Genomic DNA, 25,875 nt, shown 5'->3' on the forward strand with positions numbered 1-25,875 from the left:
ATGCGCAGCGGCGGAACAGCCCGGCGAGGGACTGCATCCCGCGCCGGACCTGAAGGACAGCTTATTCCTGGGTTTCGCCACGTTCACGGGCAATGGCGCGGTAGCCAATGTCCTTGCGGTAGAAGCAACCTTCCCAGTCGATGGCGGCGGCCAGCTTGTAGGCTTGCTGCTGCGCTTCGCTGACGCTGGCGCCCATGGCGGTGGCGCAGAGTACGCGACCACCGGCCGTCACCACGTTGCCATCCTTGAGCGCCGTACCGGCGTGGAAGACTTTGCCTTCCAGGCTTGCGGCTGCGTCCAGACCGTTGATTGCTGCACCCTTGGCGTATTCGCCCGGGTAACCGCCGGCGGCCAGCACGATGCCGACGCTTGGACGTGGATCCCACTGCGCTTCAACCTTGTCCAGTGCCTGCGCCAGCGCGGCTTCGACCAGCAGCACCAGGCTCGACTGCAGGCGCAGCATCACCGGTTGGGTCTCCGGGTCACCGAAGCGGCAGTTGAACTCGATGACTTTCGGGTTGCCGGCCTTGTCGATCATCAGACCGGCGTACAGGAAACCGGTGTAGACGTTGCCTTCTTCGGCCATGCCGCGCACGGTCGGCCAGATCACCTGGTCCATCACGCGCTGGTGCACATCGGCGGTGACCACCGGGGCCGGGGAGTAGGCACCCATGCCGCCAGTATTCGGGCCGCTGTCGCCGTCGCCAACACGTTTGTGATCCTGGCTGGTGGCCATCGGCAGGACATTCTTGCCGTCGACCATGACGATGAACGAGGCTTCTTCGCCGTCGAGGAATTCTTCGATCACCACGCGCGAACCGGCGTCGCCGAACGCATTGCCGGCGAGCATGTCGCGCACGGCGTCTTCGGCTTCGGCCAGGGTCATGGCCACGATCACGCCTTTACCGGCGGCCAGGCCATCGGCCTTGATCACGATCGGTGCGCCTTTTTCCCGCAGATAAGCCAGGGCTGGATCGATCTCGGTGAAATTCTGGTAGTCGGCGGTCGGAATCTTGTGCCGGGCCAGGAAATCCTTGGTGAAGGCTTTCGAGCCTTCCAGCTGCGCAGCACCGGCGGTTGGACCGAAGCAGTCCAGGCCACGGGAGCGGAACAGATCGACCACGCCTGCCACCAGCGGCACTTCCGGGCCGACGATGGTCAGGGAAACGTTTTTCTCGGCGAAGTCGGCCAGTTGCTCAAGGGCCAGCACATCGATGGCGACGTTCTCGCACTTGGCTTCAATCGCGGTACCGGCGTTGCCCGGCGCGACGAAAACCTTCTGTACGCGCGGATCCTGAGCCACTTTCCAGGCCAGGGCGTGTTCACGGCCACCGCTGCCAATGATCAAAACATTCATTTCAAAAACCTCAAATTCTGTGGGGCGCTACCAAACCTCTGTGGACTGAACCTGTAGGAGCTGCCGAAGGCTGCGATCTTTTGCTCTTGGCCTTCAACATCAAGACCAAAAGATCGCAGCCTGCGGCAGCTCCTACACAGAGGGAGCGGTGTATCAGTGACGGAAGTGGCGCATGCCCGTAAAGACCATGGCGATGCCAGCTTCATCAGCAGCAGCAATCACCTCAGCATCACGCATCGAGCCGCCAGGCTGGATCACTGCCGTGATGCCCACCTTGGCCGCGTTGTCCAGACCGTCGCGGAACGGGAAGAACGCATCCGAGGCCATCACCGAACCCGCCACTTGCAGACCGGCGTGCTCAGCCTTGATCGCGGCGATACGCGCGGAGTTTACGCGGCTCATCTGGCCAGCGCCGACACCGATGGTCTGACGGTTCTTGGCGTAGACGATGGCGTTGGACTTGACGTACTTGGCGACTTTCCAGGCGAAGATCAGGTCGTGGATTTCCTGTTCGGTCGGGGCGCGCTTGGTTACCACTTTCAGGTCGTCGGCGCCGATCATGCCGATGTCGCGGCTCTGCACCAGCAGGCCACCGTTGACGCGCTTGTAGTCCCAGGCCGGAGCGCGATCCGCCGACCACTCGCCGCAGGCCAGCAGACGCACGTTGGCTTTGGCGGCGACGATGGCGCGGGCTTCTGCGCTGACGCTTGGAGCAATGATCACTTCCACGAACTGACGCTCGACGATCGCCTTGGCGGTCTCGGCATCCAACTCACGGTTGAAGGCGATGATGCCGCCGAAGGCCGACTCGGTGTCGGTGGCGTAGGCCAGTTCGTAGGCCTGACGGATACCGCCCTCGGCGTCCGGGCTCACGGCCACGCCGCACGGGTTGGCGTGCTTGACGATCACGCAGGCCGGCTTGACGAAGCTCTTCACGCATTCCAGCGCGGCGTCGGTGTCGGCCACGTTGTTGTACGACAGCTCTTTGCCTTGCAGTTGGGTCGCGGTGGCGATACCGACTTCGGCAGGCTTGGCTTCCACGTAGAACGCCGCGCTCTGGTGCGGGTTCTCGCCGTAGCGCATTTCCTGGGCCTTGATGAACTGGCTGTTGAAGGTGCGCGGGAACTCGCTGCGGCCTTCGGTGCTCAGGGTTTCGGCAGCCTGATTCACGGTGCCCATGTAGTTGGCGATCATGCCGTCGTAGGCGGCGGTGTGTTCAAAGGCCTTGAGCATCAGGTCGAAACGCTGAGCGTAGGTCAGGCCGCCGGCCTTGAGGTTATGCAAGACGTTGGCGTAATCGCTGGCATTCACCACGATCGCCACGTCTTTATGGTTTTTCGCCGCCGAACGGACCATGGTCGGGCCGCCGATGTCGATGTTCTCGATAGCGGTCGGCAGGTCGCAGCCTGGCTTGTTGATGGTGGCTTCGAACGGGTACAGGTTGACCGCAACCAGGTCGATCGGCTTGATGCCGTGCTCGCTCATGATCGCGTCGTCGATACCGCGACGACCGAGGATACCGCCGTGGATTTTCGGGTGCAGGGTTTTCACCCGACCGTCCATCATTTCCGCGAAACCGGTGTAATCCGCGACTTCCACTGCAGCAACACCGTTGTCGCGCAGCAGCTTGAACGTCCCGCCGGTGGAGAGGATCTCGACGCCGAGGGCTTCAAGCTCCCTGGCGAATTCGAGGATCCCGGTCTTGTCGGAAACGCTGATCAAGGCGCGGCGGATCGGCAGGCGGGTAGTCTGGTCGGTCATCTCAATTTCCATCAAAAGCAAAGGAAGTCAGCAAAAAAGGCGACCGGTTTTACGCGGGCGCCTTTCTGGTTTGATTGAATGCTTACAGCAGATCGTACTGCTTGAGTTTCTTGCGCAGTGTGCCGCGGTTGAGTCCCAGCAGCTCACTGGCCTTGGTCTGGTTGCCCTTGACGTAGTTCATCACGCTTTCGAGCAGGGGAGCCTCGACTTCGGAGAGCACCAGGTTGTACACATCCGTGACGGACGCGCCCTCAAGGTGGGCGAAATAATTGTGCAGCGCCTTCTCGACACTCCCGCGAAGGGTCTGACCTTCTTCGCTTGGGGTATTGAGGTGCTGTTTCAAATTCACGTTGTCGCTCACGGGTGCTGTTCCACTCACTAAAGTCTCGGTCATCATCGTCATGCGGCCACCCCTTCTTCGTCCCCTGTCAGGCTCTTGTAACGCTCGGCGAAGAACTCCCGAACGTTGGCGCATTGTGTTTCCGTACCATCCAAACGATTGAAGTGGGCGCGAAACTCCCTGGCGCCCGGCAAGGTTGCGAGATACCAGCCCACATGCTTGCGGGCAATGCGCACGCCCATCACATCCCCATAGAAGGCGTGAAGGGCGGCCAGATGCTCCAGCAGGATGCGTTCCACTTCGCTCAACTCCGGCGCCGGCAATTTCTCGCCGGTACGCAGGAAGTGTTCGATCTCGCGAAAAATCCATGGCCGCCCCTGGGCAGCCCGGCCTATCAGCAGGCCATCGGCACCGGTCGCGTCAAGCACGTAGCGGGCCTTTTCCGGCGAATCGATATCGCCATTGGCAAACACCGGGATCGACACCGCCTGCTTGATCGCGGCAATCGTGTCGTACTCGGCTTCGCCGGTGTACAGATCGGCGCGCGTGCGGCCATGCACGGCCAGCGCGGTGATCCCGGCCTGCTCGGCGATCTTCGCCACGGTCAGGCCGTTCTTGTTGTCGCGATCCCATCCGGTGCGGATCTTCAGGGTCACCGGCACATCCACTGCAGCGACGACGGCCTGCAGGATCTCGGTAACCAGTGCTTCATCCTTCAATAACGCGGAGCCGGCGGCCTTGTTGCAGACCTTCTTTGCCGGGCAACCCATGTTGATATCAATAATCTGTGCGCCCAGTTCGACGTTGGCCCTGGCCGCATCCGCGAGCATCTGCGCGTCGCCACCGGCAATCTGTACCGAGCGTGGCTCGGGATCGCCTTCGTGGATCATGCGCATGCGCGACTTGCGGGTGTTCCACAGGCTCATGTCACTGGTGACCATTTCCGAGACTACAAGCCCTGCGCCCAAACGCTTGCACAGCTGACGAAAGGGCTGGTCGGTGACGCCCGCCATCGGGGCGAGAATCAAACCGTTCTGCAATGTATATGGGCCGATGCGTACCGCCGACATAGGACTTCCCTGAAGTGGGGCCGGATCATGAGAGTTCGAAAAAGGGTTGGCATGATACCCGCTCTCGATGACTGGATAAAGGCTGAATTGAACAAAATCTGAACAGTTATTCTGTTATTACCAGCGGTTTGGTGGCCGCGGAGGGAGTCAGAAAACTGCCGTCAAACCTGAAGCGATAAAGCGATTCACTCGGGGGAGTGGAAACTCAGGCTGTAATTCACCGCTTTGGGGCCTGGATCGAGGATATCCAGTGCGATGTGGATCGGCGTCTGTGGCGGCATTTCCGCCATGCCCTCAAGGTCGCCGTTGAGGTATTCGCCGGGTTTGAAGCGACGACTGGCAATCAGGTGACCGTTGAGATCGGCGAAGCGCAACTCCAGCAGCGGGAACGGCTGGGAGAATGTTGCGCGGTTATAAATGATCGCGTCGACCACCAGCGCTCCACTGAATTCCGGATGGCTGCGCACCACCAGGTTGCTGCTTTTGATTTTGCCGATGTCGACCTTGGACGGCACCGTGCAACCGATCTGCGGACAGAACTGCTGGAACCACGGGCGGTACTGATCCTGGCGCGCCAGTTCGTCGAAATGATAGGCGATGTACTGACCCGCCAGACCGGCGGCGGCGAGCAGCACCAGCAAACTCCAGAGCAGGCGCCGGCCCCAAGGCGAACGGCGCTTCTGCCAGTCCAGTTGCAGCGGGTCGTCGGTCAGATCCTGCAGCACTTCGGCGCGTACGCCGGGTTCGGCACGTTCACGTTTTTTGCGCAGCGGTTCGACCGATGGCAACTCGTCATCGTCCGGCTCGACGCTGGCCGACAGGCGTTCGCGGCGGGCATTCGGATCGATCGGATCGTGCAGGCGCAGTTGCGGGATCGGCGGCTCGTCATCCAGATCCACCGGCTCCAGCGACAACGAAGGCTCGGTGCGCGCGGTTTTCAGCGGTTCGGCTTCGACGATCTCGGGCTCGGCTTGATCGTCGGGCTCGGACAGGCGTTCATCGTCGCGTGCGCTGAACAAGCTGTCGCGCCAAACCGTTTCATCGGCTTCAGGGCTGTCGCGGCGCGCGCTCAGGGACTCCTCGCGCTGACGACCGAATTCGGTGGTCGGCTGGATTTCCCGTTGTTCGAGGCGGGCCAGTTCTTCGTCCAGATCGAGGCTGTCCAGATCCAGCTCGCTGGCGCTCCATTGCTTTTGGCTGATGGCGCGCGGCACGGGCGGTTCGTCGTTGACGGGCGCTTCGACCACTGGCGGCGGTTCGCTGACCACAGGTTGAGACGGTGCTGGCTGGACAATGGACGGCGCCACCGGCGTAACCGCTTCCTTGCCGGCGTGTTGTTCCAGCAGCTGTTTGGCGGCATTGAACACTTGCAGGCAGGAGCCACAGCGAACCACCCCGCGGGCCACGCTCAACTGAGCATGGCTGACGCGGAAGCTGGTTTGGCAATGCGGGCACTGGGTGACGAAGCTGTCGGTCATGCGGCGATCCGGTTTATGCAGGCGGCCATTCTAGCGCCGACGGCCGGTGATGCGCACCCAGCCATCACGATTGGCGATCGGGTCCAGATCGAAGTCCTGCGCATAGGCTGCAGCGACCTCTTCGCCTTGTTCAGCGAGGATCCCGGACAACGCCAGACGCCCGCCGGACTTGACCAGGCCGGACAGCTGTGGCGCCAGGGAAACCAGCGGGCCGGCCAGAATGTTGGCCACCAGCACGTCGGCTTTGACCTGCGGCAGATCTTCCGGCAGGTACAGCGGGAACAGCTCGTCGGCAATATTGTTGCGCCCGGCGTTGTCGCGCGAGGCTTCCAGCGCCTGCACGTCGATGTCGGTGCCGACCGCTTCTTTGGCGCCGAGCAGCAGGGCGGCGATCGCCAGAATCCCCGAGCCGCAGCCGAAGTCCAGCACGTTGCAGTCTTTCAGGTCCTGACCGTCGAGCCATTCCAGGCACAGGGCGGTGGTCGGGTGGGTGCCGGTGCCGAATGCCAGGCCCGGATCCAGCAGCAGGTTGACCGCGTCAGGCTCAGGCGCGGCGTGCCAGCTCGGCACGATCCACAGGCGCTGACCGAAACGCATTGGCTGGAAACCGTCCATCCAGCTGCGTTCCCAATCCTGGTCTTCGATGACTTCGCTGTGATGCTCGGGCAGCGGGCTGCCGGTCAGCAGTTCCAGATGGGCCAGCACCGGCGCAGGCTCGGTGCCGCCCTCGAACAGGGCCAGCAGATGTGTGTGCGCCCACAGCGGGGTGGTGTTGAGTTCCGGCTCGAAGATCGGCTGATCTTCGGCGTCCATGAAGGTCACCGAAACGGCGCCGACTTCAAGGAAAGCGTCTTCGTAGGTTTCGGCTTGTTCCGGGCTGATGGCGAGACGTACTTGCAGCCAAGGCATGGCGGGCACCTTTGAAAAAATATGATTGCAGCCTAGCGGCCAGCGAGAAGCGCGCAAGTTTACGCGAGCGCGCCAAAGAAGACGAACTTGGTTGAAAAGCAAAAGATCGCAGCCTTCGGCAGCTCCTACATTTCGAATGCATTCTCCTGTAGGAGCTGCCGAAGGCTGCGATCTTTTGACTTTGCTCCAGAAACAACAAAGCCGCCCGAAGGCGGCCTTGTCTGGTGCGGGCTGAAGCTTAGTGCTTGTCGCCAGCCAGCTTGTGCTCGAGGTAGTGAATGTTCACGCCCCCTTTGCAGAAGCCTTCGTCGCGGGTCAGATCACGGTGCAGCGGGATGTTGGTCTTGATCCCGTCCACCACGATTTCGTCCAGGGCATTGCGCATGCGCGCCATGGCTTCGTCGCGGGTGGCGCCGTAAGTGATCAGCTTGCCGATCAGCGAGTCGTAGTTCGGCGGAACCGCATAACCGCTGTACAGGTGCGAATCGACGCGAACGCCGTTGCCGCCTGGCGCGTGGAAATGCTTGACCGTGCCCGGGCTCGGCATGAAGGTTTTCGGGTCTTCAGCGTTGATCCGGCACTCCAGCGAGTGACCGCGGATCACCACGTCATCCTGAGTGAACGACAGCTTGTTGCCAGCGGCGATGCTGAGCATCTCCTTGACGATGTCGATACCGGTGACCATTTCCGAAACCGGGTGCTCCACCTGAACACGGGTGTTCATTTCGATGAAGTAGAAACGACCGTTCTCGTACAGGAACTCGAACGTGCCGGCGCCGCGGTAGCCGATGTCGATGCACGCCTTGACGCAGCGAGCCAGAACTTCCTGACGCGCCTGCTCGTCGATGCCCGGTGCCGGCGCTTCTTCAAGCACCTTCTGGTGACGACGTTGCAGCGAGCAATCGCGGTCGCCCAGATGGATGGCGTGACCCTGGCCGTCGGACAGCACCTGAACTTCGACGTGACGCGGGTTGGTCAGGAATTTTTCCAGATAGACCATCGGGTTGCCGAACGCTGCGCCAGCTTCGGAGCGGGTCAGTTTGGCCGAGGCGATCAGGTCTTCTTCCTTGTGCACCACACGCATGCCGCGACCACCACCGCCGCCAGCGGCCTTGATGATCACCGGATAGCCGACTTCGCGACCGATGCGGAGCGCCGTTTCTTCGTCTTCCGGCAGCGGGCCGTCGGAACCTGGAACGGTCGGCACGCCGGCTTCGATCATCGCGTGCTTGGCCGACACCTTGTCGCCCATCAGACGAATGGTTTCGGCTTTCGGGCCGATGAAGGCGAAGCCGGAGTTCTCGACCTGCTCGGCGAAATCGGCGTTTTCCGCGAGGAAACCGTAGCCTGGGTGAATGGCGGTGGCGCCAGTCACTTCAGCGGCAGCGATGATGGCCGGGATGTGCAGGTAGGACTGAGCGGCAGAAGCCGGGCCGATGCAGACGGATTCGTCTGCCAGACCCAGGTGCATCAGCTCTTTGTCGGCCTTGGAGTAAACGGCGACGGTCTTGATGCCCATCTCTTTGCAGGCACGCAGAATCCGCAGGGCGATCTCACCGCGGTTAGCGATCAGAACTTTTTCCAACTTCGCAGTCATCAAAGGCTCTCCGCAGTTCAAACGATGGTGAACAGCGGTTGGTCGTACTCAACCGGCTGGCCGTCTTCGACGAGGATGGATTCGATCACACCGCTGGTTTCAGCTTCGATGTGGTTCATCATCTTCATGGCTTCGACGATGCACAGGGTGTCGCCTTTCTTCACGGTCTGGCCGACTTCAACGAAGGCTGGCGAGGTTGGCGAAGATTTGCGGTAGAAGGTGCCTACCATTGGCGAGCGGGCCACGGTGCCGTTCAGTGCAGGAGCAGCAGCGGCGGCCGGAGCGGCAGCAGCCACTGGAGCAGCAGCGGCGGCAGGTGCAGCGGCCGGAGCCTGCATCGGCGCCGGAGCGTAGTACTGCTGAGCCGGGGTCTTGCTGTGACGGCTGATGCGTACGGACTCTTCGCCTTCCTTGATCTCGAGCTCGTCGATGCCGGACTCTTCCAGCAATTCGATCAGTTTCTTAACTTTACGGATATCCATGAATCATCAACTCCCAAGGGTCGGTCAGGGGCGTTTAACGCTTGTGGTTCAAGTCGTTGCCTGTGTTTCAAGCTGCTCTAGTGCGGCCTCCAGGGCCAGTCGGTAACCGCTGGCGCCAAGGCCGCAGATCACTCCCACCGCTACATCGGAGAAGTAAGAGTGATGGCGGAAAGGTTCGCGCTTGTGCACGTTGGACAAATGCACTTCGATGAATGGGATGCTCACTCCCAGCAGCGCGTCACGTAATGCGACACTTGTGTGCGTAAAAGCTGCTGGATTGATCAGTATGAAATCCACACCTTCACTGCGTGCGGCGTGGATGCGATCGATCAATTCGTACTCGGCGTTGCTTTGCAGATACAGCAGATGATGGCCGGCTTCACGGGCGCGGCGCTCCAGATCCTGATTGATCTGCGCCAGGGTCGTTGAACCGTAAGTGCCGGGTTCGCGGGTGCCGAGCAGGTTCAGGTTGGGGCCGTGCAGCACCAGTAGCGTTGCCATCTGCGTGTTCCTTGTTATGAATGAGCAGTCGTCAAAACCCGGCGACTATGCCGCAAAGGCTTTGTGACTGTCCAGTTCTCTGCAATAGCCAGCACGATGACCGATGTTTACGCGAAATTTGTGACTGAGTCATTTGATCCGGTCACTACGGTCAAACCGTGTAGGAGCTGCCGCAGGCTGCGATCTTTTGATCTTGGTTTTTAAAAGCAAGATCAAAAGATCGCAGCCTCGTTTCACTCGACAGCTCCTACAGGGAGCGTGATCAGACGCGGAAGGCCTGTACGGCGGTATGCAGTTGCCCGCCCAATACCAGCAGGTTCTCGCCCTGTTCGCGGCCTTCGCCGATGCGCAGCAGGTTATCCCCACCCAATTGATGGATCCGCTCGCTGTGATCACGGATTTCGCTGACCGCGCCACTCTGCTGGGCGGTGATCTCGGCGATGCGGATCGCCGTGTCGGAAATGGTCTGGATCGCGCCGACGATTTTATCCAGCGCCCCGTCCGCCGCTTGTGCCTGGTCGGCCGTGGCTTCGGCGTGTTCGACCTGCGCGCGCATGCCTTCGACCGATTGTCGGGCGGCGGCTTGCAGGCCGGCGATCAGCGTCTGGATTTCCGCCGTCGCGCCGGCCGTGCGTTGTGCCAGTGAGCGCACTTCCTCGGCCACCACTGCAAAGCCACGGCCCATTTCCCCGGCCCGCGCCGCTTCGATGGCCGCGTTCAGGGCCAGCAGGTTGGTCTGGTCGGCGATCGAGCGGATCACCGTCAGCACGCCACCAATGGTCGCCGACTCTTCGGCCAGGTGCTCGATCATCTGTGCATTGCCCTGCACCTCGCCGACCAGCGCGTGCAGGCCGGTGAGGCTTTGGCCGATCACGGTTTGCCCGTGCTCCACGGCCAGTCCGGCATGGCGACTGGCATCGGCAGCCTGCCGTGCATCGCCGGCGACCTGCTGAATCGTCGCTTCCAGCTCACCCAGTGAATCGCGGATCAGCGCGGTGTCGCCGGCCTGATGCTCGGCACCGGCGTGCAGGTTGTTGCTCAGTTCGGCCAGGGTGCGGCTGCTGTCGGCGACCTGTTCGGCGTTGCCGCGAATCGTCCCGACCAGATCCACCAGATACGCGCGCAAGCGGTTGAGCGAAGCCTCGATGTCATGCAGTTCGCGGTTGGTGTTGCCCAAGTGAATGTCGTTGCTGAAGTCGCCTTCGGCCCAGGTCGACAGCGCCGGAGCAAGGTTGGTCAGGGTGCGCGCCAGGCGCCGCTGCAAAGTGTCGATCAGCAGCGCGATCAGCAGAATCAGGCCGATCATCACGCCCTGCATCAGGCGCACTTCGCCCTGAATCTGTCCGTGCTGGGCGCGCACCACCGGCTCAAGTCCAGCGATCGCCTGTTGCACGGCGGCGATTTTCAGGTGAGTCGCGGTGCTCAGTTCGGTGCGTTTCTGGATCTGCTCGCGGGTGCGTGCCAGTTCCGCCGGGTAGCGGCCGAGCAGGCTGTTCAATTCACGCTTGAGGCCGATGCCGGCGTCTTCGGCGGCGGATTTTTCGGTGCTTTCGATGCCCATCATCGCGGCGAAATCATCACTGCCGGATTCATTTCTGGCGACCACGCCGAGCAGGGGCAGGGCGTCAATGGCCTGAGCCTGGGCGCGGATGTTGTCGACTTCGCGCTCGACGTCGGCCGCCAGTTCACTGCGGCCGCTGCTGACCAGTTTGTCGCGGGCCAGCGACAGCTTGCCCAAGTGCTGCGAAGCGACAAGCAGCGGTGTCAGATACGTAGCGTTGCCATTGGCGTAGGTGCTGAGTTGATCGAGACTGGCGCTCAGTTCGCGTTCGGCCTGCAACAACAACGCCTGCGGATCACCGGCCAGTTTGCCGGCGGCGAGCAGGTCGGTTTTGCTGAATGCTTCCAGGCTCGACAGGCTCGGGCGCAGGGTCTCGGCCAGCGCCGGCGGCAGTTCACCGAGCTCTTTCTGCAAACCGTCGATGGCCTGGCTGGCGCTGCTCAGTCGCAGGGCGTCGCCGCTGGCGAGGTAGTCCTCGACATTGCGCGCCACGTCATTCTGAAATTGCTGCGACAGGCCGAGGTAGCGCTCCATCAACAGATACGGACGCTCCAGGGCTTTTTGCGACCACCACAGCGTCGCGCCGAGGGCCACGCAGACGGCGACCAGCAGCAGGGTGTTGAGATTGGTGAGCAACTTCAGGCGCATGACGGCTACCAACGGCAGAAATGGTAAGTGCCTGAATTTATTGCGGTTCTGTTACAGGGTTATGACCGAATCGGTGGATTCCGATGAAAAGGTGGCACTTTGATTTGAGTCGCGCGCAGTCTGCACCCGATTGCGTCCGGCACCCTTGGCGCGGTACAGCGCTTCGTCGGCCTGGCTGGCCATCATCAGGCTGTCGGAGTCTTCGTGCATTTCCACCACGCCGGCGCTGAAGGTGCACCACAAATCCTGCGGCTGCGCCGGATAGTGGATTTCGGCAAAGCGCTGGCGGATCTCGTCGAGCACTTTGTGCGCGGCTTCTATATCAGTGTCGGGCATGACAATCGCGAATTCTTCGCCGCCGTAACGGCCGATGAAGTCGGTCTTGCGCAAGCGTTGCTTGAGGAACAGCGCCAGGCTCTTGATCACTCGGTCGCCCATCGGGTGACCGTGGCTGTCGTTGACCCGTTTGAAGTGGTCGATGTCGAGCATGGCAAAGCTCAGCGGCTTGTTCTCGCGCCGGGCGCGGAACGAGCAGTCTTCGAGCAATTGCAGGATGTGCGTGTGGTTGTACAGGCCGGTGAGGCTGTCGCGGACCATGCGTGCCTTGAGATTGCGCGCACGGGCGGCGCGGTTGCGCACCGTCGTAATCAGATGTCGCGGCTTGATCGGCTTGGTCAGGAAGTCGTCGCCGCCCTCGCTCATCGCGTCGAGCTGCTTGTCCAGATCGTCCTCGGCGGACAAATAGATGATCGGCACGCTGACGTAACGGTCGTTGTGACGAATCACCTTGGCCAGTTCAGTGCCGGTGCAGGCCGGCATGTACATGTCGAGGATGATCAGGTCAGGCTGGAAATCCGCCAGTTCGGCCATCGCCTGGATCGGTTCGATCAGAGTACGCGTGACAATTCCGGCGCTGTTGAGCAGGCGCTCGGTGTGCAAGGCCTGGGCGCGGGAGTCGTCGATGATCAGCACTTTATAAGGTTCGTACTGGGCGACGCAGGTCAGGACTTCGATCTTTTCCAGCAGGCTCGACGCTTCGAGGGTGCCGGTGAGAAATTCCTGGCCGCCGGCGCGGACGGCAGCGAGGCGGGTCGGGGTGTCGGTTTCATGCAGGCTGAAGAACAGCAGCGGCAGTGGTTCTTCCAGACCTGTCTGGGCTTCGGCGGCCAGTTGCAGGCCGACACCGGCGCCGCTGAAGTCCACGTCCATGACGATTGCCGCCGGCAAGCGCTCGACCATCGAGGAGCGAAATGCGGCGACACTGTCCAGCGCCTGTGCGGTCAGTCCGAAGAATTCCAGCTGCTTGGCCAGGCGTTCGGCGCGGTCGTGATCCTGCAGCATCACGTAGATCGGCTTGCGCAGTGGCGGCAGGAAGGTCTGGTCGAGTTGATCGCCATGGCGCAGACCGGTGCGGGACAGGCGCTGCATCAAGCGATTGAGGTCGGTGATCAAGCCACTGCTCAGGCGGCCGCGATTGGCATCCACGGCCTCCAGCGACTGGCTGATGTGATGAGCCAGTTGCGTGTGCTCGGGCTGCTCGAAGCGCTCGGCAAAACGCAGCAGGCGCAAGTTCGCTTCGCTCAGTTCGGCGAGGTCGGCAGTGGACCACTCACTGCGTTGCAGGCGCTGCCATATCTCAAGAATCTGACGTGCCTGATGAATTACCCGCTGGGCAAAGTGGTGCTTGAGGCGCTCACGGCTGGGGTCTTCTGGCTCGGTCATATCCTGACTACTAGTTAGGGCGCATGCTGAGATCGACTGGTGGCTCTATGCTAGCACCTCTTTTCCCTTATATGAGTGTCGTGCGTCAATAATCTGCGGTGCTGCACAATTCAGTTTCTGACCGAGCGGTTTTCTTTTTGACTTGCTCGTCGGTCAAGCCCCCGTATTACGGGCTCTTTGGGATTTTTCCTGTCGTTCGCGAAGGAGTGTCCCACCGCTTTGAAATCATTGTCTTTCAGAGTCTTCTGATTTTTCTTCGACCCCTTTCACAGGGATTACGGACGGGTAGGGTTAAGGGATTCCCTTAGATGCCTTCGCCACCATGACCCAATGTTTCAACCCGCATCCCAGCGATGGATTACGCCTGAACCACACCACCGCGCCCGTCGCCGAGTGTGAGTGCAAGGAAGAGTGGCTGTACGGCGAAAAGATGCTGGTTACCGAGGTTCCGGTACTGACGTGTCAGTGCCTCTGGCGCGCCTGTCAGCAGGAGGCCGAGAAAGTTGTCGCGCCTGAGGGCGTTCTGATCGCCGACCCCGTTGCACGCAACCGGGCGATCAACGCCGCCTATGCCCGCTTGTGGCAACACGATCCGCGGTTCCAGTGGGCGGGTCTGGCGGCCTTCGCTTCCAAGCAGGTGGGTTGTGGGCTGCTCCATGCCGCGGACAGTATCGAACGTATTCGTGAAGAACATGAGGCGCGGCAGCGGGTGCGGGATGCTCGCCGCGAGTCCGGATTGCTGACTCCTGCAAAAATACCTGAGCAAGCCGATGCGTTGCGCGAGTACGACGAAGCCCGGGCGCGCAATCCTGTGTCGTCGCTGGATTTCCATGGCCCCGGTGAAGCGTTGTCAGTGGCGCAGCAACAGTTCCAGCATGTGTACGACATGATGGCGATGGGCAATACCACGCTGTTTCTGGATGTACATCCGTTGCACCGGTTTTATGCGGTGCGTGGGTTGGCGGAGTTGAAGAAGTGTCTTGGTGAGCGGAAAAAAATATATGGGCACCCCACGTTTCCGGTGCTTTGGCCGGTGGGGCAGGAAACACTTGAGTTTGGAAAGCGCTCTACAGAAATTCTGGATGCTTTTGAAGCGATCGAGGCAGGGAATATTGCCGAAAGTGTGGAGCATCTGGCTTGGCATGAGCAACGAAACATTCTTCAGCCAACCATCTACGAAAACCTTCATCTGGTGGCGCTGCTGCGTGGCAATCATTTTTCTTACGTAACGGATTTTCCCTCAGGCGTTGCCCAAGCCATCGAGTTGACCCTCACCAGTCAATGCCAGCGTGTCGATGATGGCCGCACCATCGGTTTCGATACTAATCCTCTAGCGGATTTATCCGATATCGATCAACGAATGGCGTTCGTGCTTCGGGCGGCGGCTCGTTTTGACCAGATGCTCAATAACGACGATAGACATGCGCTAGCACAATCCATCCATGAAATTGCCACCATGGAGGGGAGTTAACTTGCACTTCTTTCTGTTCAGCAGGCGCTGTTGGGGGGCGTTGGTGCTTTGTACTGTTCTAGCGATAGCCGCCGCACGTCTACTGACGCAGCCATTGTGGGATGACCCCGTGATTACCGTGAAAATGGGGGGAACATATGAATACATGGAAGCGCACTCGACAGCCGGATTCAAGGCGTGGGGTCGCGGCCGAGGCGGCGTTTCAGGTGGGATCCCGAAGACTGACGCCCGCCTTCGCTTTATTGATCCGCAGTATGGATTCGAAACACCTCTTGCGCGTTTTTTTACGCTGACTTTCGTTGGCAACCTGGTCATCGACATCCGCATGTCCCCGCAAATCGAGCCTTTACTCATCGACGATGCGATGAAAGTTGTAGTCGATCTGCAGGCACAGTGGTGTGCAAAGGGCTGGAAACCGATGGGTACGCGGCGCGATCCGACTATGGCGGATACCCCGCAGTGGCGTGCATACGTCCGACAAGGCGTGCTCTCGGGCACGTCCTATTGGCAGGCTGGCGACAAGTACCAGGCAATGCTGTCACTGGCACGATTTCGAGACTCCAGGCATCCGGATCAGGAGCGCTACCTCATCACCCTTGAGGTCGCCGAACCCTGGATACCTTTCGAAGAAATCGAAAAGCTCCCCGACGAACCCGACCATTTCCCCCCGCCCCAACCACAAAAAGGAGCAACCCCATGCCCAGCCCAGCCTTCATGACCATTCATGGCAGCCGTCAGGGGCTGATCAGTGCCGGGGCCTTCACCGAGGAGTCGGTGGGCAACATCTATCAGAAGGGGCGTGAGGACAAAATCATGGTTCAGGCCCTGAGCCACGGCATTTTCCTTCCCAAGGGGCAGGGCGCGGGGCGGCGGATGCACAAGCCGCTGATCATCACCAAGGCACTCGACAAGGCATCGCCCCTGATCGAGGTGGCGATGTGTTCCGGTGAGCTGCTCAGCCAGTGTCGCGTGGAGTTCTATCGCACCTCCGCCCAAGGCGTGCAGGAGCACTTCTACCCTATCGAACTGGAGGATGCGCTGATCGTCGGTGCCGAGGTGCTGATGCCGCATTGTCTGGATTCGGCGGTGTCGCACTTCACTCAACTGGAAAAAGTCCATTTCAGCTACCAGCGCATTTACTGGCGACACGAGGTGAGCCGCACGATGGGCTCCGACGAGTGGCAAGGCGCGGCGCAGGGGTGAGGCTGGTTCATCATGCTCAATTGACCAGCGCCGAGCGTCAGCATGTTTACCCGGTGGATCAGGCGCTGGAGCGCGTCTGTCAGGTATTGCTGGAGCGCCGCCGGCTTGAAGGGCTCGATGAGCTGCGGGCCAGCTTGCTGATCAATCTGGACAGCGAAGTGCTGGGGCAGATCGAGTGTGGCGACTGGTTGTTGCTCAAGTCACAAGCCGAATTCGGCCAGTGGCCGGTTGCTTCGTCGGTCTTCGATCAGACTGTGCTCGAGATGATGAACAATCCCCCCGCGCAGCCCGTCCGAACCCCGCGAATTTTTCGTCTTGTCGACAGCATGACCGGTGAGCCGCTGGCGCAGCAGCCTTGCCTCGTAACGGTTGACGGCGTTGTCAGCCAGCGCAAGACCGACGCTGAGGGCATCGCCCATCTGTTCGCAGCTGACGCCGTCCGGCCGATTTCAATGAAAATTTTCAGCGTCTGAAGGGCGCGTCTATCCTTTCGCTCACCGACCGCGCGCGGTTTTTTGTTCCATGACCCGATCACGGGTGCCCGGCCTTGGCACGTTGTTGTATGGTTGTGGTCGAACCGTTGAACCCAAGTGATTGAAAGGATATCGCCATGCTGGACTGGAAGAACCGCGCGGGCAGCGCGCCTGAACGTGCCGCTGAACCGAAGTCGGCCACCCGCAGCTACGTGGGCGGGCTGCTGTTCAGCCGCGCGCTGGCCACGCTGATCGGCATTTATCTGCTGGTCACCATTGGCCTGGGCTGGTACTGGAGCCAGGAGCCCGCGCTGTTCCCGGTGGCACAAAATGCCCAGGCGGCTGCCGAGAAAGAAGGCAAGCAAATGGTGGTCGGCTACACCACGGTCGAAACCCTCAAGACCGTTGCCGGCACTCTGCTGAACAAGCCGGGTGGCTACATATCCAACGACCGCTTCCCGCCAGGCCTGTGGATGGACAACACGCCGAGCTGGGAATACGGCGTGCTGGTGCAGGTGCGTGACCTGACCCGGGCCCTGCGTAAAGACTTCGCCCGTTCGCAGTCGCAGTCGGCCGAAGATGCCGACCTGGCAAAAGCCGAACCGCGTTTCAACTTCGACAACAAGAGCTGGATCCTGCCGTCGAGCGAGTCGGAGTATCAGGAAGGCATCAACTCCCTGAGCCGTTATCAGGCGCGTCTGTCTGATCCAACGCAGAAAAACGCCTTGTTCTACGCCCGCGCCGATAACCTGAACAACTGGCTGGGCGATGTCGGCACTCGCCTGGGTTCGCTGTCGCAACGTCTGTCGGCCAGTGTTGGCCGGGTGAAGCTCAACACCGCACTGAAAACCGAAGTACCGGCGGTGGGCGAAGTGCCGCAGGTTGACGAGGAAGTGGTCGAGACTCCGTGGATGCAGATCGACAACGTGTTCTATGAAGCACGCGGTCAGGCCTGGGCGCTGTCGCACCTGCTGCGCGCCATCGAAGTGGACTTCGCCGATGTGCTGGCGAAGAAGAACGCCACGGTCAGCGTGCGCCAGATCATTCGTGAGCTGGAAGCCTCGCAGGAGCCGGTCTGGAGCCCGATGATTCTCAACGGCAGCGGCTTCGGCGTGCTGGCCAACCACTCGCTGGTCATGGCCAACTACATCTCCCGGGCCAACGCCGCCGTGATCGATCTGCGTCAACTGCTCAATCAGGGCTGAGTCATGGACGAGAGCGCCAAAGAGGCGGCCCATCGCGCCGCCTCCGATGCTGAACAGATCGCCTGGGTCGACGAGCAGGACAACCTGATCGGCGCCCTGGTGCGGGCCGATCTGCGTGAGCGTGGGCTGATCGGTCGCGGCACTTACATCATGCTGTTCAACAGTGCCGGTGAGCTCTGCGTGCATCGGCGCACCTTGAGCAAGGCGATCTATCCCGGTTACTGGGACGTGGCGGCCGGCGGCATGGTGCAGGCCGATGAGACCTACGCCGAATCGGCGGCCCGCGAGCTGGAAGAGGAATTGGGGGTGAGCGGGGTGGAATTGACTGCCCACGATCATTTCTTCTTCGAGGACACCGGCAATCGCCTGTGGTGCTCGGCGTTTTCCGCGGTGTGGGACGGTCCGCTGAAGCTGCAGCCGGAAGAAGTGCTGGAAGCACGCTTCATTCCGGTCGAACAGGTGCTGCTGGAAATCGAGCAAAAGCCTTACTGCCCGGACTCTCTGGCCGCGTTGAAGCGCTATCTGAAGGCGCAGCAAAGCGACGTCGCAAAGAACACATAAATTGGCGCCGATTGGCTCTTAGCAATTGCGCTTTTTGCCGTTACACTGCGCGACCTTTTCAAGCTGCACCGAATGGTTTGATGTGGGCCTGAACGATGACAGGCCTGTAGGAGCTGCCGAAGGCTGCGATCTTTTGATTTTGAAGACCAGGATCAAAAGATCGCAGCCTCGTTGCACTCGACAGCTCCTACAGGTCGAAGTCGAGCGGTTCAATTGTTTCGGTGCAGTAGCGCTGCCCCTGCCTGAGTGGGGCTTCGCGGTCGATGACCTTGCCCAAGGTCGCGATCAGTCTTTGTCCTCCCAAGAGGATTGCCGGTGGCCAAAAAAGCCGCATCCTTCGCCGCCCTTGGTGGTCTGGTATTTTCCACCGACGCAGGTCGTCATTGCCCGGAATGCAGCAAACCGGTGGACGCCTGTATCTGCAAACAAACCGTAATCCCGGCCGGGGACGGCATTGCCCGCGTGCGTCGCGAGAGCAAGGGCCGTGGCGGCAAGACGGTGACCACCATCACCGGCGTGCCACTGGCCGAAGACGCCCTCAAGGAGCTGGCGACAACGTTGAAGAAACGTTGCGGCACCGGTGGGGCGTTGAAGGACGGGGTCATCGAAATCCAGGGCGATCATGTCGAGCTACTCTTGGCAGAGCTGATCAAGCACGGTTTCAAAGCGAAGAAGTCCGGCGGCTAGCAGCCTCTGTGAAATCCATCTGCGGCTTGATCCGGCACTGAAGCAGTTCAGATCCGGCGTCGTCTCCATGGTTTTCACAGAGCCTGTTCATGACCGGTTTCTAAACTACACGCGGTCAGCGCGGTCTACCGCCGCGCTGACGAACCGTCATTTTCATTCTTTAGACTGCGCCGGCCTGCGATCAGGCGACGCACTATGACTTCTTTATAGGGGACTTCGATGTCCGTACGACGCACACGCAAAGACGATGGCAGCCAATGGACAGTTGCGGACAGCCGCAGTGTTTACGGGATTCGCCATTGGGGGGCCGGGTATTTCGCGATCAATGACGCCGGTCGCGTCGAAGTTCGTCCGAACGGCCCGAGCAGTTCGCCTATCGACCTGTTCGAACAAGTCGACCAACTGCGCAAGAGCGGCTTGTCCCTGCCGTTGCTGGTACGTTTCCCCGACATCCTGCAAGACCGCGTCCGTCAGCTGACCGGTGCTTTCGACTCGAACATCGAGCGCCTGGAATACCAGAGCAAGTACACCGCGCTGTACCCGATCAAGGTCAACCAGCAGGAAGCGGTGATCGAGAACATCATCGCCACCCAGAACGTTTCCATCGGTCTGGAAGCCGGCTCCAAGCCTGAGCTGCTGGCGGTGCTGGCGCTGGCGCCGAAGGGCGGCACCATCGTCTGCAACGGTTACAAGGACCGCGAGTTCATCCGTCTTGCGCTGATGGGCCAGAAGCTCGGCCACAACGTGTTCATCGTGATCGAGAAAGAATCCGAAGTCGGCCTGGTGATCGAAGAAGCGGCCTCGCTCAAGGTCAAGCCACAGGTCGGCCTGCGCGTGCGCCTGTCGTCGCTGGCGTCCTCGAAGTGGGCGGACACCGGTGGCGAGAAATCCAAGTTCGGTCTGTCGGCGGCGCAACTGCTGTCGGTGGTCGAGCGTTTCCGCGCCGCGGGCCTGGATCAGGGCATTCGCCTGCTGCACTTCCACATGGGTTCGCAGATCGCCAACCTGGCTGACTACCAGCACGGTTTCAAGGAAGCGATCCGTTACTACGGCGAGCTGCGCAACCTGGGCCTGCCGGTCGATCATATCGATGTCGGCGGCGGTCTGGGTGTCGACTACGACGGTACCCACTCGCGCAATGCCAGTTCGATCAACTACGACATGGACGACTACGCCGGTGTCGTGGTCGGCATGCTCAAGGAATTCTGCGACGCGCAGAGCCTGCCGCATCCGCACATCTTCTCCGAAAGCGGCCGCTCGCTGACCGCACACCACGCGATGCTGGTGGTGCAAGTGACTGACGTCGAGAAGCACAACGACGACGTGCCACAGATCGAAAACAAGGACGCGCTGCCGGAAACCGTGCAGTGGCTGGTTGACCTGCTCGGCCCGACCGACATCGAAATGGTCACCGAGACCTACTGGCGCGCGACGCACTACATGAGCGACGTGGCCTCGCAGTACGCCGACGGCAAACTGACCCTGGCTGAAAAAGCCCTGGCCGAGCAATGCTACTTCGCGGTGTGCCGTCGCCTGCACAACTCGTTGAAAGCCCGTCAGCGTTCGCACCGTCAGGTGCTTGATGAACTCAACGACAAGCTGGCCGACAAGTACATCTGCAACTTCTCGGTGTTCCAGAGCCTGCCGGACACCTGGGCGATTGATCAGGTGCTGCCGATCATCCCGCTGCATCGTCTGGACGAAGAGCCGCTGCGTCGTGCCGTGCTGCAAGACCTGACGTGCGACTCCGACGGCAAGATCAACCAGTACGTCGACGAGCAGAGCATCGAGACCAGCCTGCCCGTGCACGGTCTGAACGAAGGTGAAGACTATCTGCTGGGGGTGTTCCTGGTCGGCGCCTATCAGGAAATCCTCGGCGACATGCACAACCTGTTCGGCGACACCGACTCGGTGAACATCTATCAGAACGCCGATGGCAGCGTGTACCACGCCGGTATCGAGACCCACGACACCATCGAAGACATGCTGCGCTACGTGCACTTGTCGCCGGAAGAACTGATGACCCACTACCGTGACAAGTGCGCCAGTGCCCGCATCAGTGCCAGCGAACGCACGCAGTTCCTCGATGCCTTGCGTCTGGGTCTGACCCGCTCCTCCTACCTGTCTTCCTGAGACAAGTGCTGTTGCACCGGGTTGTCTGAAATTTCCACGAAAGCGGTGGAAAATTCGGATGACCCGGTGGGATATCTCCCAAATTTCCCGCGAAATAACTGCCTGCCACAGCCGGTGAAGTGATCCCGTCTGCTTTTCGCGTAGGTCATTTCCTAAGTTGTACTTCAGCTCTCTACTCGGCCATGTCTCTCGGCGAGAATCCCCGGCCGCCCCTCCTGTAGAGATCCGCCCATGTTCGAATCAGTCAACGAGCCGTCGTTTCGTCTCGATGTAACGGGGCTGCCCGACCCCTTCGAGGTGCTGGCCTTTACCGGCAGTGAGGGCATCAGCGAACCTTTTGCGTTTGACATCGACCTGTTGATCGATGACCCGCAACTGGACCTGGCCGGTCTGCTGTACCGCTCGGCATTCCTGCATTTCGGCCCCAGGCACAATGGCCTGAGCGGGCAATTGCAGAGCGTCGTGCAGCATGAGCACGAGGCGGGGGTGCGGTTGTGCCGAGTGACGCTGGGACCGAAGTTGAGTTGTCTGGCGCTGCGTTTCAGTCAGCGCATTTTCAGCAGCCAGTGTGTGCCGCAGATCCTCGCACAGGTCCTCAAGGAGCACGGTATCGCTGGCGCGCAACGGCGTTTTGATTTGCACGGCGAATACCCGGTACGCACGTTTTGCACCCAATACCGCGAGTCGGACCTGCAGTTCGTGCAGCGGCTGTGCGCGCAGGCGCGAATTGACTACTACTTCGAGCATCGGCCTGACGGGCACTGCCTGGTCTTCGTTGATGATCCCGCAAGGTTTCCGCTGGCTGGCGGGGCATCTGTGGATGATGACGCGAACTTGCCGAGCGTCCGGCGCTGGCAGATGCAAGTGGATGCCAGCGATGTGCAGGAGCGTTTGGCTCGGCCCGGTAAAGCCCACGGCCACAGCGATCTGCCAGCCTTGCGCAGTGCGCGGTGGCTGGCACTGAGCGAACATCCGTTTGCCGAGTGCAACCGCCGCTGGCTGCTGAACCGGATCGAGCATCGTGCTGATCCGGCCAGCGAACCGCCGTACAGCAACCGGATTCTTGCCTCGGCCGAGGCGCCTCTTGCCCCGCCGACGAGCCTTGCTACACCACCGCGCATGCACAGTCTGCAACGGGCCTGGGTGGTGACCGTCGCTGAGCCCCAGCCTGACGAATGGCGGTCAGTAGCGGTGCAGTTTGACTGGCTCTATCAGGGTGAAGGCGCTGCTGCCAGTCACTGCTGGCTGCCCCTTTCTGCGGCGTTGAGCGAGACGGCGCCGGCAGCGTTGGACGAGGGCGTCGAGGTGGTGGTGAGTTTTCTTGAGGGCGATCCGGATCAGCCGGTGATCAGTGGTGTGTTGCAGGAACCGGCCCTGATCGAAGACTGCCAAGAGCCTCCGGTACTGCCGGACGTTCTGCCGAGCGCAGGTCTGGCGCGGTGGCTGATGTCCGCCGAACCGCTGTTGCTGTTGTGTCTGGTGCCCGGCGGTGGCAGTTATAACCACTGCACGGCGGCAATCTGCAGTTGCCGGCTGGTCGCGTCGCTGGGACAGGGCGGCGCCACTTGAGCGGCGCGCCATTCACCCCGCAGACACAGTGGCTGCTGCTCGATGGCGCCGATGCGCGGCAGGCGCTGACGACGTTGCGTCAGGGGTTCGCCGCAGTCGATTGCACGCGGCTGTTCGAGGGCACCGAATTTCAGGCGGTAAGCGAGCTCGGGCCGCTGCTGGTCGACCTGCACGAGTGCCCGGCACTGGCGGCGCTGTGTCACCGTGATCCGCAGACCTGGCGCGGTCTGCTGATCGCAAGCGATGCCTCGTTGCAGGTTCTTCTGAGTCATTTGCGACGAATGCTGACCGTCTCGTTCGGGCTCAATCATCGCGCCTTGCTCGGTTACTACAACCGGCAGACAGCCAGTTACTTCTTCGATGCCTGTGATGCCGCCGACCTGAGCCGCTGGCTCGGGCCGATCCAACTGCTGCGCTGGTTCGGTGGTACCTGGGCAGACCTCGCCATTGGCAGTGAGGGCTGGCAGCAACTGCGCAATCCGCAATGGGTGGTCGAGCCGCTGAGCGTCGACGAAAGCCTGACCCGGCGCCAGCGCGAACGCTTGCAAAACTGTCTGCTGGAACAACACATCTGGCGCTGGTGCCAATCCATGGGAACCGACTATGCGCGGATGGCCTCCCATGTGCAGGAGGGCCTGAGCCTGGGTTTCAGCGACCGCACGGTGCTGGATGGCTGGTTATGGCTACGCTTGCAGCATCCCCGGGCGCAACTGCCGGACGTGCCGGACGGGCTGAGCCAGCAGGCACGGCTCGACCATGTGCGGCGGCACTGGCAGAACGATCAATCTTGAGGTGTGGCACCCATGACAAACCCGCTGTGGCAACGGTTTGGTTCAATCCTCGGCGGGTGCCTGCTGCTGATGCTGTCGGGGTGTTCGCCGGTCAAGGTGCTCAATGCGCTGACACCCGATGACACGTTCCAGCGAACGGCGGGCATTGCCTACGGCGAAGATCCACGGCAGAAGCTCGACGTCTACGTGCCTCGCCAGCCACTGGAGGGCGCACCGGTGGTGGTGTTTTTTTACGGCGGCAGCTGGAACAGCGGTGATCGTGGCGATTACGCCTTTGTCGGCGAGGCGCTGGCGTCGCGAGGGATCGTCGCGGTGCTGGCGGACTATCGGCTGTACCCGCAAGTGCGCTATCCGCTGTTTCTTGAAGACTCGGCGCGGGCAGTGGCCTGGACCCGGGCGCATATCCGCGAGTTCTCCGGCAACCCGCAACGCCTGTTCCTGATGGGCCACAGTTCCGGGGCCTACAATGCGGCGATGCTGGCGCTCGACCCTGCGCTGCTCGGTGCGGTGGGCATGTCGTCGAGAGACCTCAGCGGCTGGATTGGCCTGGCCGGGCCGTACGATTTTCTGCCGATCAAGAATGCCGCTGTGCGCCCGGTATTCTTCTGGCCTGACTCACCGCCGCAATCGCAGCCGATCAACCATGTCCGGCAGGGCGAGCCTCCAGCGCTGCTGATCGCTGCGACCAAAGATAATCTGGTCAACCCGACGCGCAACACCGCCGGTCTCGCGCGCAAACTGCGCGAGGCCGGTGTGCCGGTGCAGGATCTGTACTATTCGCGCCCCAGTCATGTGACGCTGGTGGCGAGCCTGTCGCGGCCGCTTCGGCGCTTGGCGCCGGTGCTTGAGCAGGTCGTCGCGTTCGTCAAACACACGCCGGTTCAGTGAGTGGCGCCGCTGAACCAGCCGTCGTCGCGGCGCAGCCACAGGGCAAATACGCCGAGCGTCAGGCTGCGCAAGACCATGAACAGCAGGAACGTTATCCACAGCCCGTGATTGCCCAACCCTTGTAGCGCCCAGGCAAACGGCAGCAGCAGGGCGACGGTCAGCAGCATGCCATTGCGCATTTCCCGGGCGCGGGTGGCGCCGATGAACAGGCCGTCAAGCAAATAGCTCCAGACCGCAATCAGCGGCAACACCGCCAGATACGGCAGATAGATGAACGCGGTGTCGCGCACGCTCTGGATATCGGTCTGCATTTCGATGAACAAATGCCCGGCCAGCAGAAACAGCGCGGCAAATCCGAGGCTGGCCAACAACGACCAGCCGCCGGCCACCACCAATGAGCGGCGCAGGGCGAGGCGATCGCGGGCGCCGATCGCGTGCCCGCACAAGGCTTCGACCGCATGCGCCAGACCGTCCAGCGCATGAGCGGTCAGCAGCAGGCCGTTGAGCAGCAGGGCATTGGCCGCCACCGTGGCATCGCCCAAACGCGCGCCTTGCACGGTGATCAGGAAGAACACCGATTGCAGCGCCAGGCTGCGGATGAAAATGTCGCGGTTGACCGCCAGCAACGGGCGCCAGCTCTGCCACACCTTCAGCGCTGCCCAGGCGATTTGCCCGGGATAGGCGCGCAAGGCGCCACGGGTCAGCCACAGGCCAAGCAGGGCACCGCTCCACTCGGCAATCACCGAAGCCCGGGCCGAGCCGACCACCCCCCATTCCAGGCCAATCACGAACCACAGGTTCAAAGCGATGTTGATCAGGTTGGTGCTCAGCAGAATCGCCAGCGGCGCCCGGGCGTTCTGAGTGCCGAGGAACCAGCCGACCAGAGCGTAACTGGCCAGCGCAGCCGGCAGCCCGAATAACCGGGTGTGGAAGAATTCGCGGGTCAATTGATCAAGCTCCGCCGACGGCTGCATGAAGTGCAGGGCCACACCGCTCAACGGCACGCCGAGCGTGCCGAGCACGATTGCCAGTCCCAGCGCCAGCAGCAAACCCTGCAACAGAATCTGCCGCAACGCCGCGCCATCGCTGCGCCCGGCGGCCTGGGCGGCAAACCCGGTGGTGCCCATGCGCAGAAAACCCATGGCCCAGGCGAGAAAGGTATAGAGGCTGGCGCCGACCGCCACCGCGCCCAACTGATGGGCGTGGGGCAGGTGGCCGATGACGGTGCTGTCGACCAGCGCCACCAGCGGTACGGAAATATTGGAAAGAATCATCGGCGCGGCGAGCGCCCAGACCTTGCGGTGAGTCGGACGGTCGCGCCAGTCGGCAATCAGGTTGGACATGCGGGCTCCTTGGGGGAGCGGGGATTGTAGCGATTCATGCGGCTTGCGATACAAACCAATGTGGGAGCGAGCCTGCTCGCGAAAACGGTGTGTCATTCAGAGCCGTTTTGGCTGATCTGACGCCT

22 protein-coding genes and 1 pseudogene are annotated in these 25,875 nt (G+C 61.4%); 11 read left to right on the plus strand and 12 right to left on the minus strand.

Annotated features, from left to right (window positions below):
- Window positions 1-61: 61 nt before the first annotated feature.
- The 11 genes and pseudogenes from purD to gcbA all read right to left on the minus strand — a co-directional run bounded on the left by purD (window position 62) and on the right by gcbA (window position 13,426).
- Window positions 62-1,357, minus strand: coding sequence for a phosphoribosylamine--glycine ligase (gene purD / locus ACTJKS_RS08935; RefSeq protein WP_108181562.1), 1,296 nt, complete (start codon window positions 1,355-1,357; stop codon window positions 62-64).
- Window positions 1,358-1,510: 153 nt separating this feature from the next.
- Window positions 1,511-3,118, minus strand: a complete 1,608-nt coding sequence (gene purH / locus ACTJKS_RS08940) for a bifunctional phosphoribosylaminoimidazolecarboxamide formyltransferase/IMP cyclohydrolase (protein WP_108181563.1) — start codon at window positions 3,116-3,118, stop codon at window positions 1,511-1,513.
- 82 nt (window positions 3,119-3,200) lie between these two features.
- Window positions 3,201-3,521 carry a DNA-binding transcriptional regulator Fis gene (gene fis, locus ACTJKS_RS08945; RefSeq protein ID WP_003221275.1) on the minus strand — a complete coding sequence of 107 codons (321 nt, stop codon included), beginning with the start codon at window positions 3,519-3,521 and terminating at the stop codon, window positions 3,201-3,203.
- Window positions 3,518-4,528: a tRNA dihydrouridine synthase DusB gene (gene dusB, locus ACTJKS_RS08950; protein ID WP_007961945.1), complete on the minus strand. Its 1,011-nt coding sequence runs from the start codon at window positions 4,526-4,528 to the stop codon at window positions 3,518-3,520. The genes fis and dusB overlap by 4 nt, the downstream gene beginning before the upstream one ends.
- Before the next feature lie 185 nt (window positions 4,529-4,713).
- Window positions 4,714-6,006, minus strand: a complete 1,293-nt coding sequence (locus ACTJKS_RS08955) for a DUF3426 domain-containing protein (RefSeq protein WP_108181564.1) — start codon at window positions 6,004-6,006, stop codon at window positions 4,714-4,716.
- Window positions 6,007-6,036: 30 nt separating this feature from the next.
- Entirely contained in the window at window positions 6,037-6,915 is an 879-nt protein-coding gene (gene prmA / locus ACTJKS_RS08960) for a 50S ribosomal protein L11 methyltransferase (RefSeq protein WP_041068147.1), read from the minus strand.
- A 238-nt stretch (window positions 6,916-7,153) separates the two neighbouring features.
- Window positions 7,154-8,512: an acetyl-CoA carboxylase biotin carboxylase subunit gene (gene accC, locus ACTJKS_RS08965; RefSeq protein ID WP_041068145.1), complete on the minus strand. Its 1,359-nt coding sequence runs from the start codon at window positions 8,510-8,512 to the stop codon at window positions 7,154-7,156.
- 17 nt (window positions 8,513-8,529) lie between these two features.
- Window positions 8,530-8,994: an acetyl-CoA carboxylase biotin carboxyl carrier protein gene (gene accB, locus ACTJKS_RS08970; protein WP_024164417.1), complete on the minus strand. Its 465-nt coding sequence runs from the start codon at window positions 8,992-8,994 to the stop codon at window positions 8,530-8,532.
- A 48-nt stretch (window positions 8,995-9,042) separates the two neighbouring features.
- Window positions 9,043-9,495 carry a type II 3-dehydroquinate dehydratase gene (gene aroQ / locus ACTJKS_RS08975; RefSeq protein ID WP_108181565.1) on the minus strand — a complete coding sequence of 151 codons (453 nt, stop codon included), beginning with the start codon at window positions 9,493-9,495 and terminating at the stop codon, window positions 9,043-9,045.
- A gap of 262 nt (window positions 9,496-9,757) precedes the next feature.
- A pseudogene (locus tag ACTJKS_RS08980) lies at window positions 9,758-10,264 on the minus strand (methyl-accepting chemotaxis protein); the annotation flags it as partial.
- Between the two features lie 1,491 nt (window positions 10,265-11,755).
- On the minus strand, window positions 11,756-13,426 hold the full coding sequence (gene gcbA / locus ACTJKS_RS08985) for a diguanylate cyclase GcbA (protein WP_108181567.1): 1,671 nt from the start codon (window positions 13,424-13,426) through the stop codon (window positions 11,756-11,758).
- 322 nt (window positions 13,427-13,748) lie between these two features.
- On the opposite strand from gcbA, the gene ACTJKS_RS08990 reads away from it, so the two are divergent.
- The 11 genes from ACTJKS_RS08990 to ACTJKS_RS09040 all read left to right on the plus strand — a co-directional run bounded on the left by ACTJKS_RS08990 (window position 13,749) and on the right by ACTJKS_RS09040 (window position 24,407).
- A complete protein-coding gene (locus ACTJKS_RS08990) occupies window positions 13,749-14,897 on the plus strand; it encodes a DUF2515 family protein (protein WP_108181568.1) in 1,149 nt (382 codons plus the stop codon).
- A 109-nt stretch (window positions 14,898-15,006) separates the two neighbouring features.
- Window positions 15,007-15,615, plus strand: a complete 609-nt coding sequence (locus tag ACTJKS_RS08995; RefSeq protein ID WP_313902814.1) for a hypothetical protein — start codon at window positions 15,007-15,009, stop codon at window positions 15,613-15,615.
- Entirely contained in the window at window positions 15,594-16,100 is a 507-nt protein-coding gene (locus ACTJKS_RS09000) for an Hcp family type VI secretion system effector (protein WP_108181570.1), read from the plus strand. Before ACTJKS_RS08995 ends, ACTJKS_RS09000 begins: the two co-directional genes overlap by 22 nt.
- Before the next feature lie 20 nt (window positions 16,101-16,120).
- Window positions 16,121-16,573, plus strand: a complete 453-nt coding sequence (locus ACTJKS_RS09005) for a hypothetical protein (RefSeq protein WP_262947777.1) — start codon at window positions 16,121-16,123, stop codon at window positions 16,571-16,573.
- Window positions 16,574-16,710: 137 nt separating this feature from the next.
- The gene (locus ACTJKS_RS09010) at window positions 16,711-17,778 is read left to right on the plus strand and encodes a DUF2333 family protein (protein WP_007963034.1); all 1,068 of its coding nucleotides are present in this window, start codon (window positions 16,711-16,713) and stop codon (window positions 17,776-17,778) included.
- 3 nt (window positions 17,779-17,781) lie between these two features.
- On the plus strand, window positions 17,782-18,339 hold the full coding sequence (locus tag ACTJKS_RS09015) for an NUDIX hydrolase (RefSeq protein WP_262947778.1): 558 nt from the start codon (window positions 17,782-17,784) through the stop codon (window positions 18,337-18,339).
- A gap of 315 nt (window positions 18,340-18,654) precedes the next feature.
- On the plus strand, window positions 18,655-19,026 hold the full coding sequence (locus ACTJKS_RS09020) for a translation initiation factor Sui1 (RefSeq protein WP_041068080.1): 372 nt from the start codon (window positions 18,655-18,657) through the stop codon (window positions 19,024-19,026).
- Between the two features lie 219 nt (window positions 19,027-19,245).
- Window positions 19,246-21,159: an arginine decarboxylase gene (gene speA / locus ACTJKS_RS09025; protein WP_108181573.1), complete on the plus strand. Its 1,914-nt coding sequence runs from the start codon at window positions 19,246-19,248 to the stop codon at window positions 21,157-21,159.
- 231 nt (window positions 21,160-21,390) lie between these two features.
- Window positions 21,391-22,728: a contractile injection system protein, VgrG/Pvc8 family gene (locus ACTJKS_RS09030; protein ID WP_108181574.1), complete on the plus strand. Its 1,338-nt coding sequence runs from the start codon at window positions 21,391-21,393 to the stop codon at window positions 22,726-22,728.
- Window positions 22,725-23,519: a DUF4123 domain-containing protein gene (locus ACTJKS_RS09035; RefSeq protein WP_108181575.1), complete on the plus strand. Its 795-nt coding sequence runs from the start codon at window positions 22,725-22,727 to the stop codon at window positions 23,517-23,519. The genes ACTJKS_RS09030 and ACTJKS_RS09035 overlap by 4 nt, the downstream gene beginning before the upstream one ends.
- Window positions 23,520-23,531: 12 nt before the next feature.
- Window positions 23,532-24,407 carry an alpha/beta hydrolase gene (locus tag ACTJKS_RS09040; RefSeq protein ID WP_108181576.1) on the plus strand — a complete coding sequence of 292 codons (876 nt, stop codon included), beginning with the start codon at window positions 23,532-23,534 and terminating at the stop codon, window positions 24,405-24,407.
- Here ACTJKS_RS09040 and ACTJKS_RS09045 read toward each other — a convergent pair.
- The gene (locus ACTJKS_RS09045; RefSeq protein ID WP_108181577.1) at window positions 24,401-25,750 is read right to left on the minus strand and encodes an MATE family efflux transporter; all 1,350 of its coding nucleotides are present in this window, start codon (window positions 25,748-25,750) and stop codon (window positions 24,401-24,403) included. The genes ACTJKS_RS09040 and ACTJKS_RS09045 overlap by 7 nt on opposite strands.
- Window positions 25,751-25,875: the final 125 nt, after the last annotated feature.

Origin of the sequence: Pseudomonas sp. 22189 (assembly GCF_052045635.1) — a bacterium.
Classification (GTDB): domain Bacteria; phylum Pseudomonadota; class Gammaproteobacteria; order Pseudomonadales; family Pseudomonadaceae; genus Aquipseudomonas; species Aquipseudomonas parakoreensis.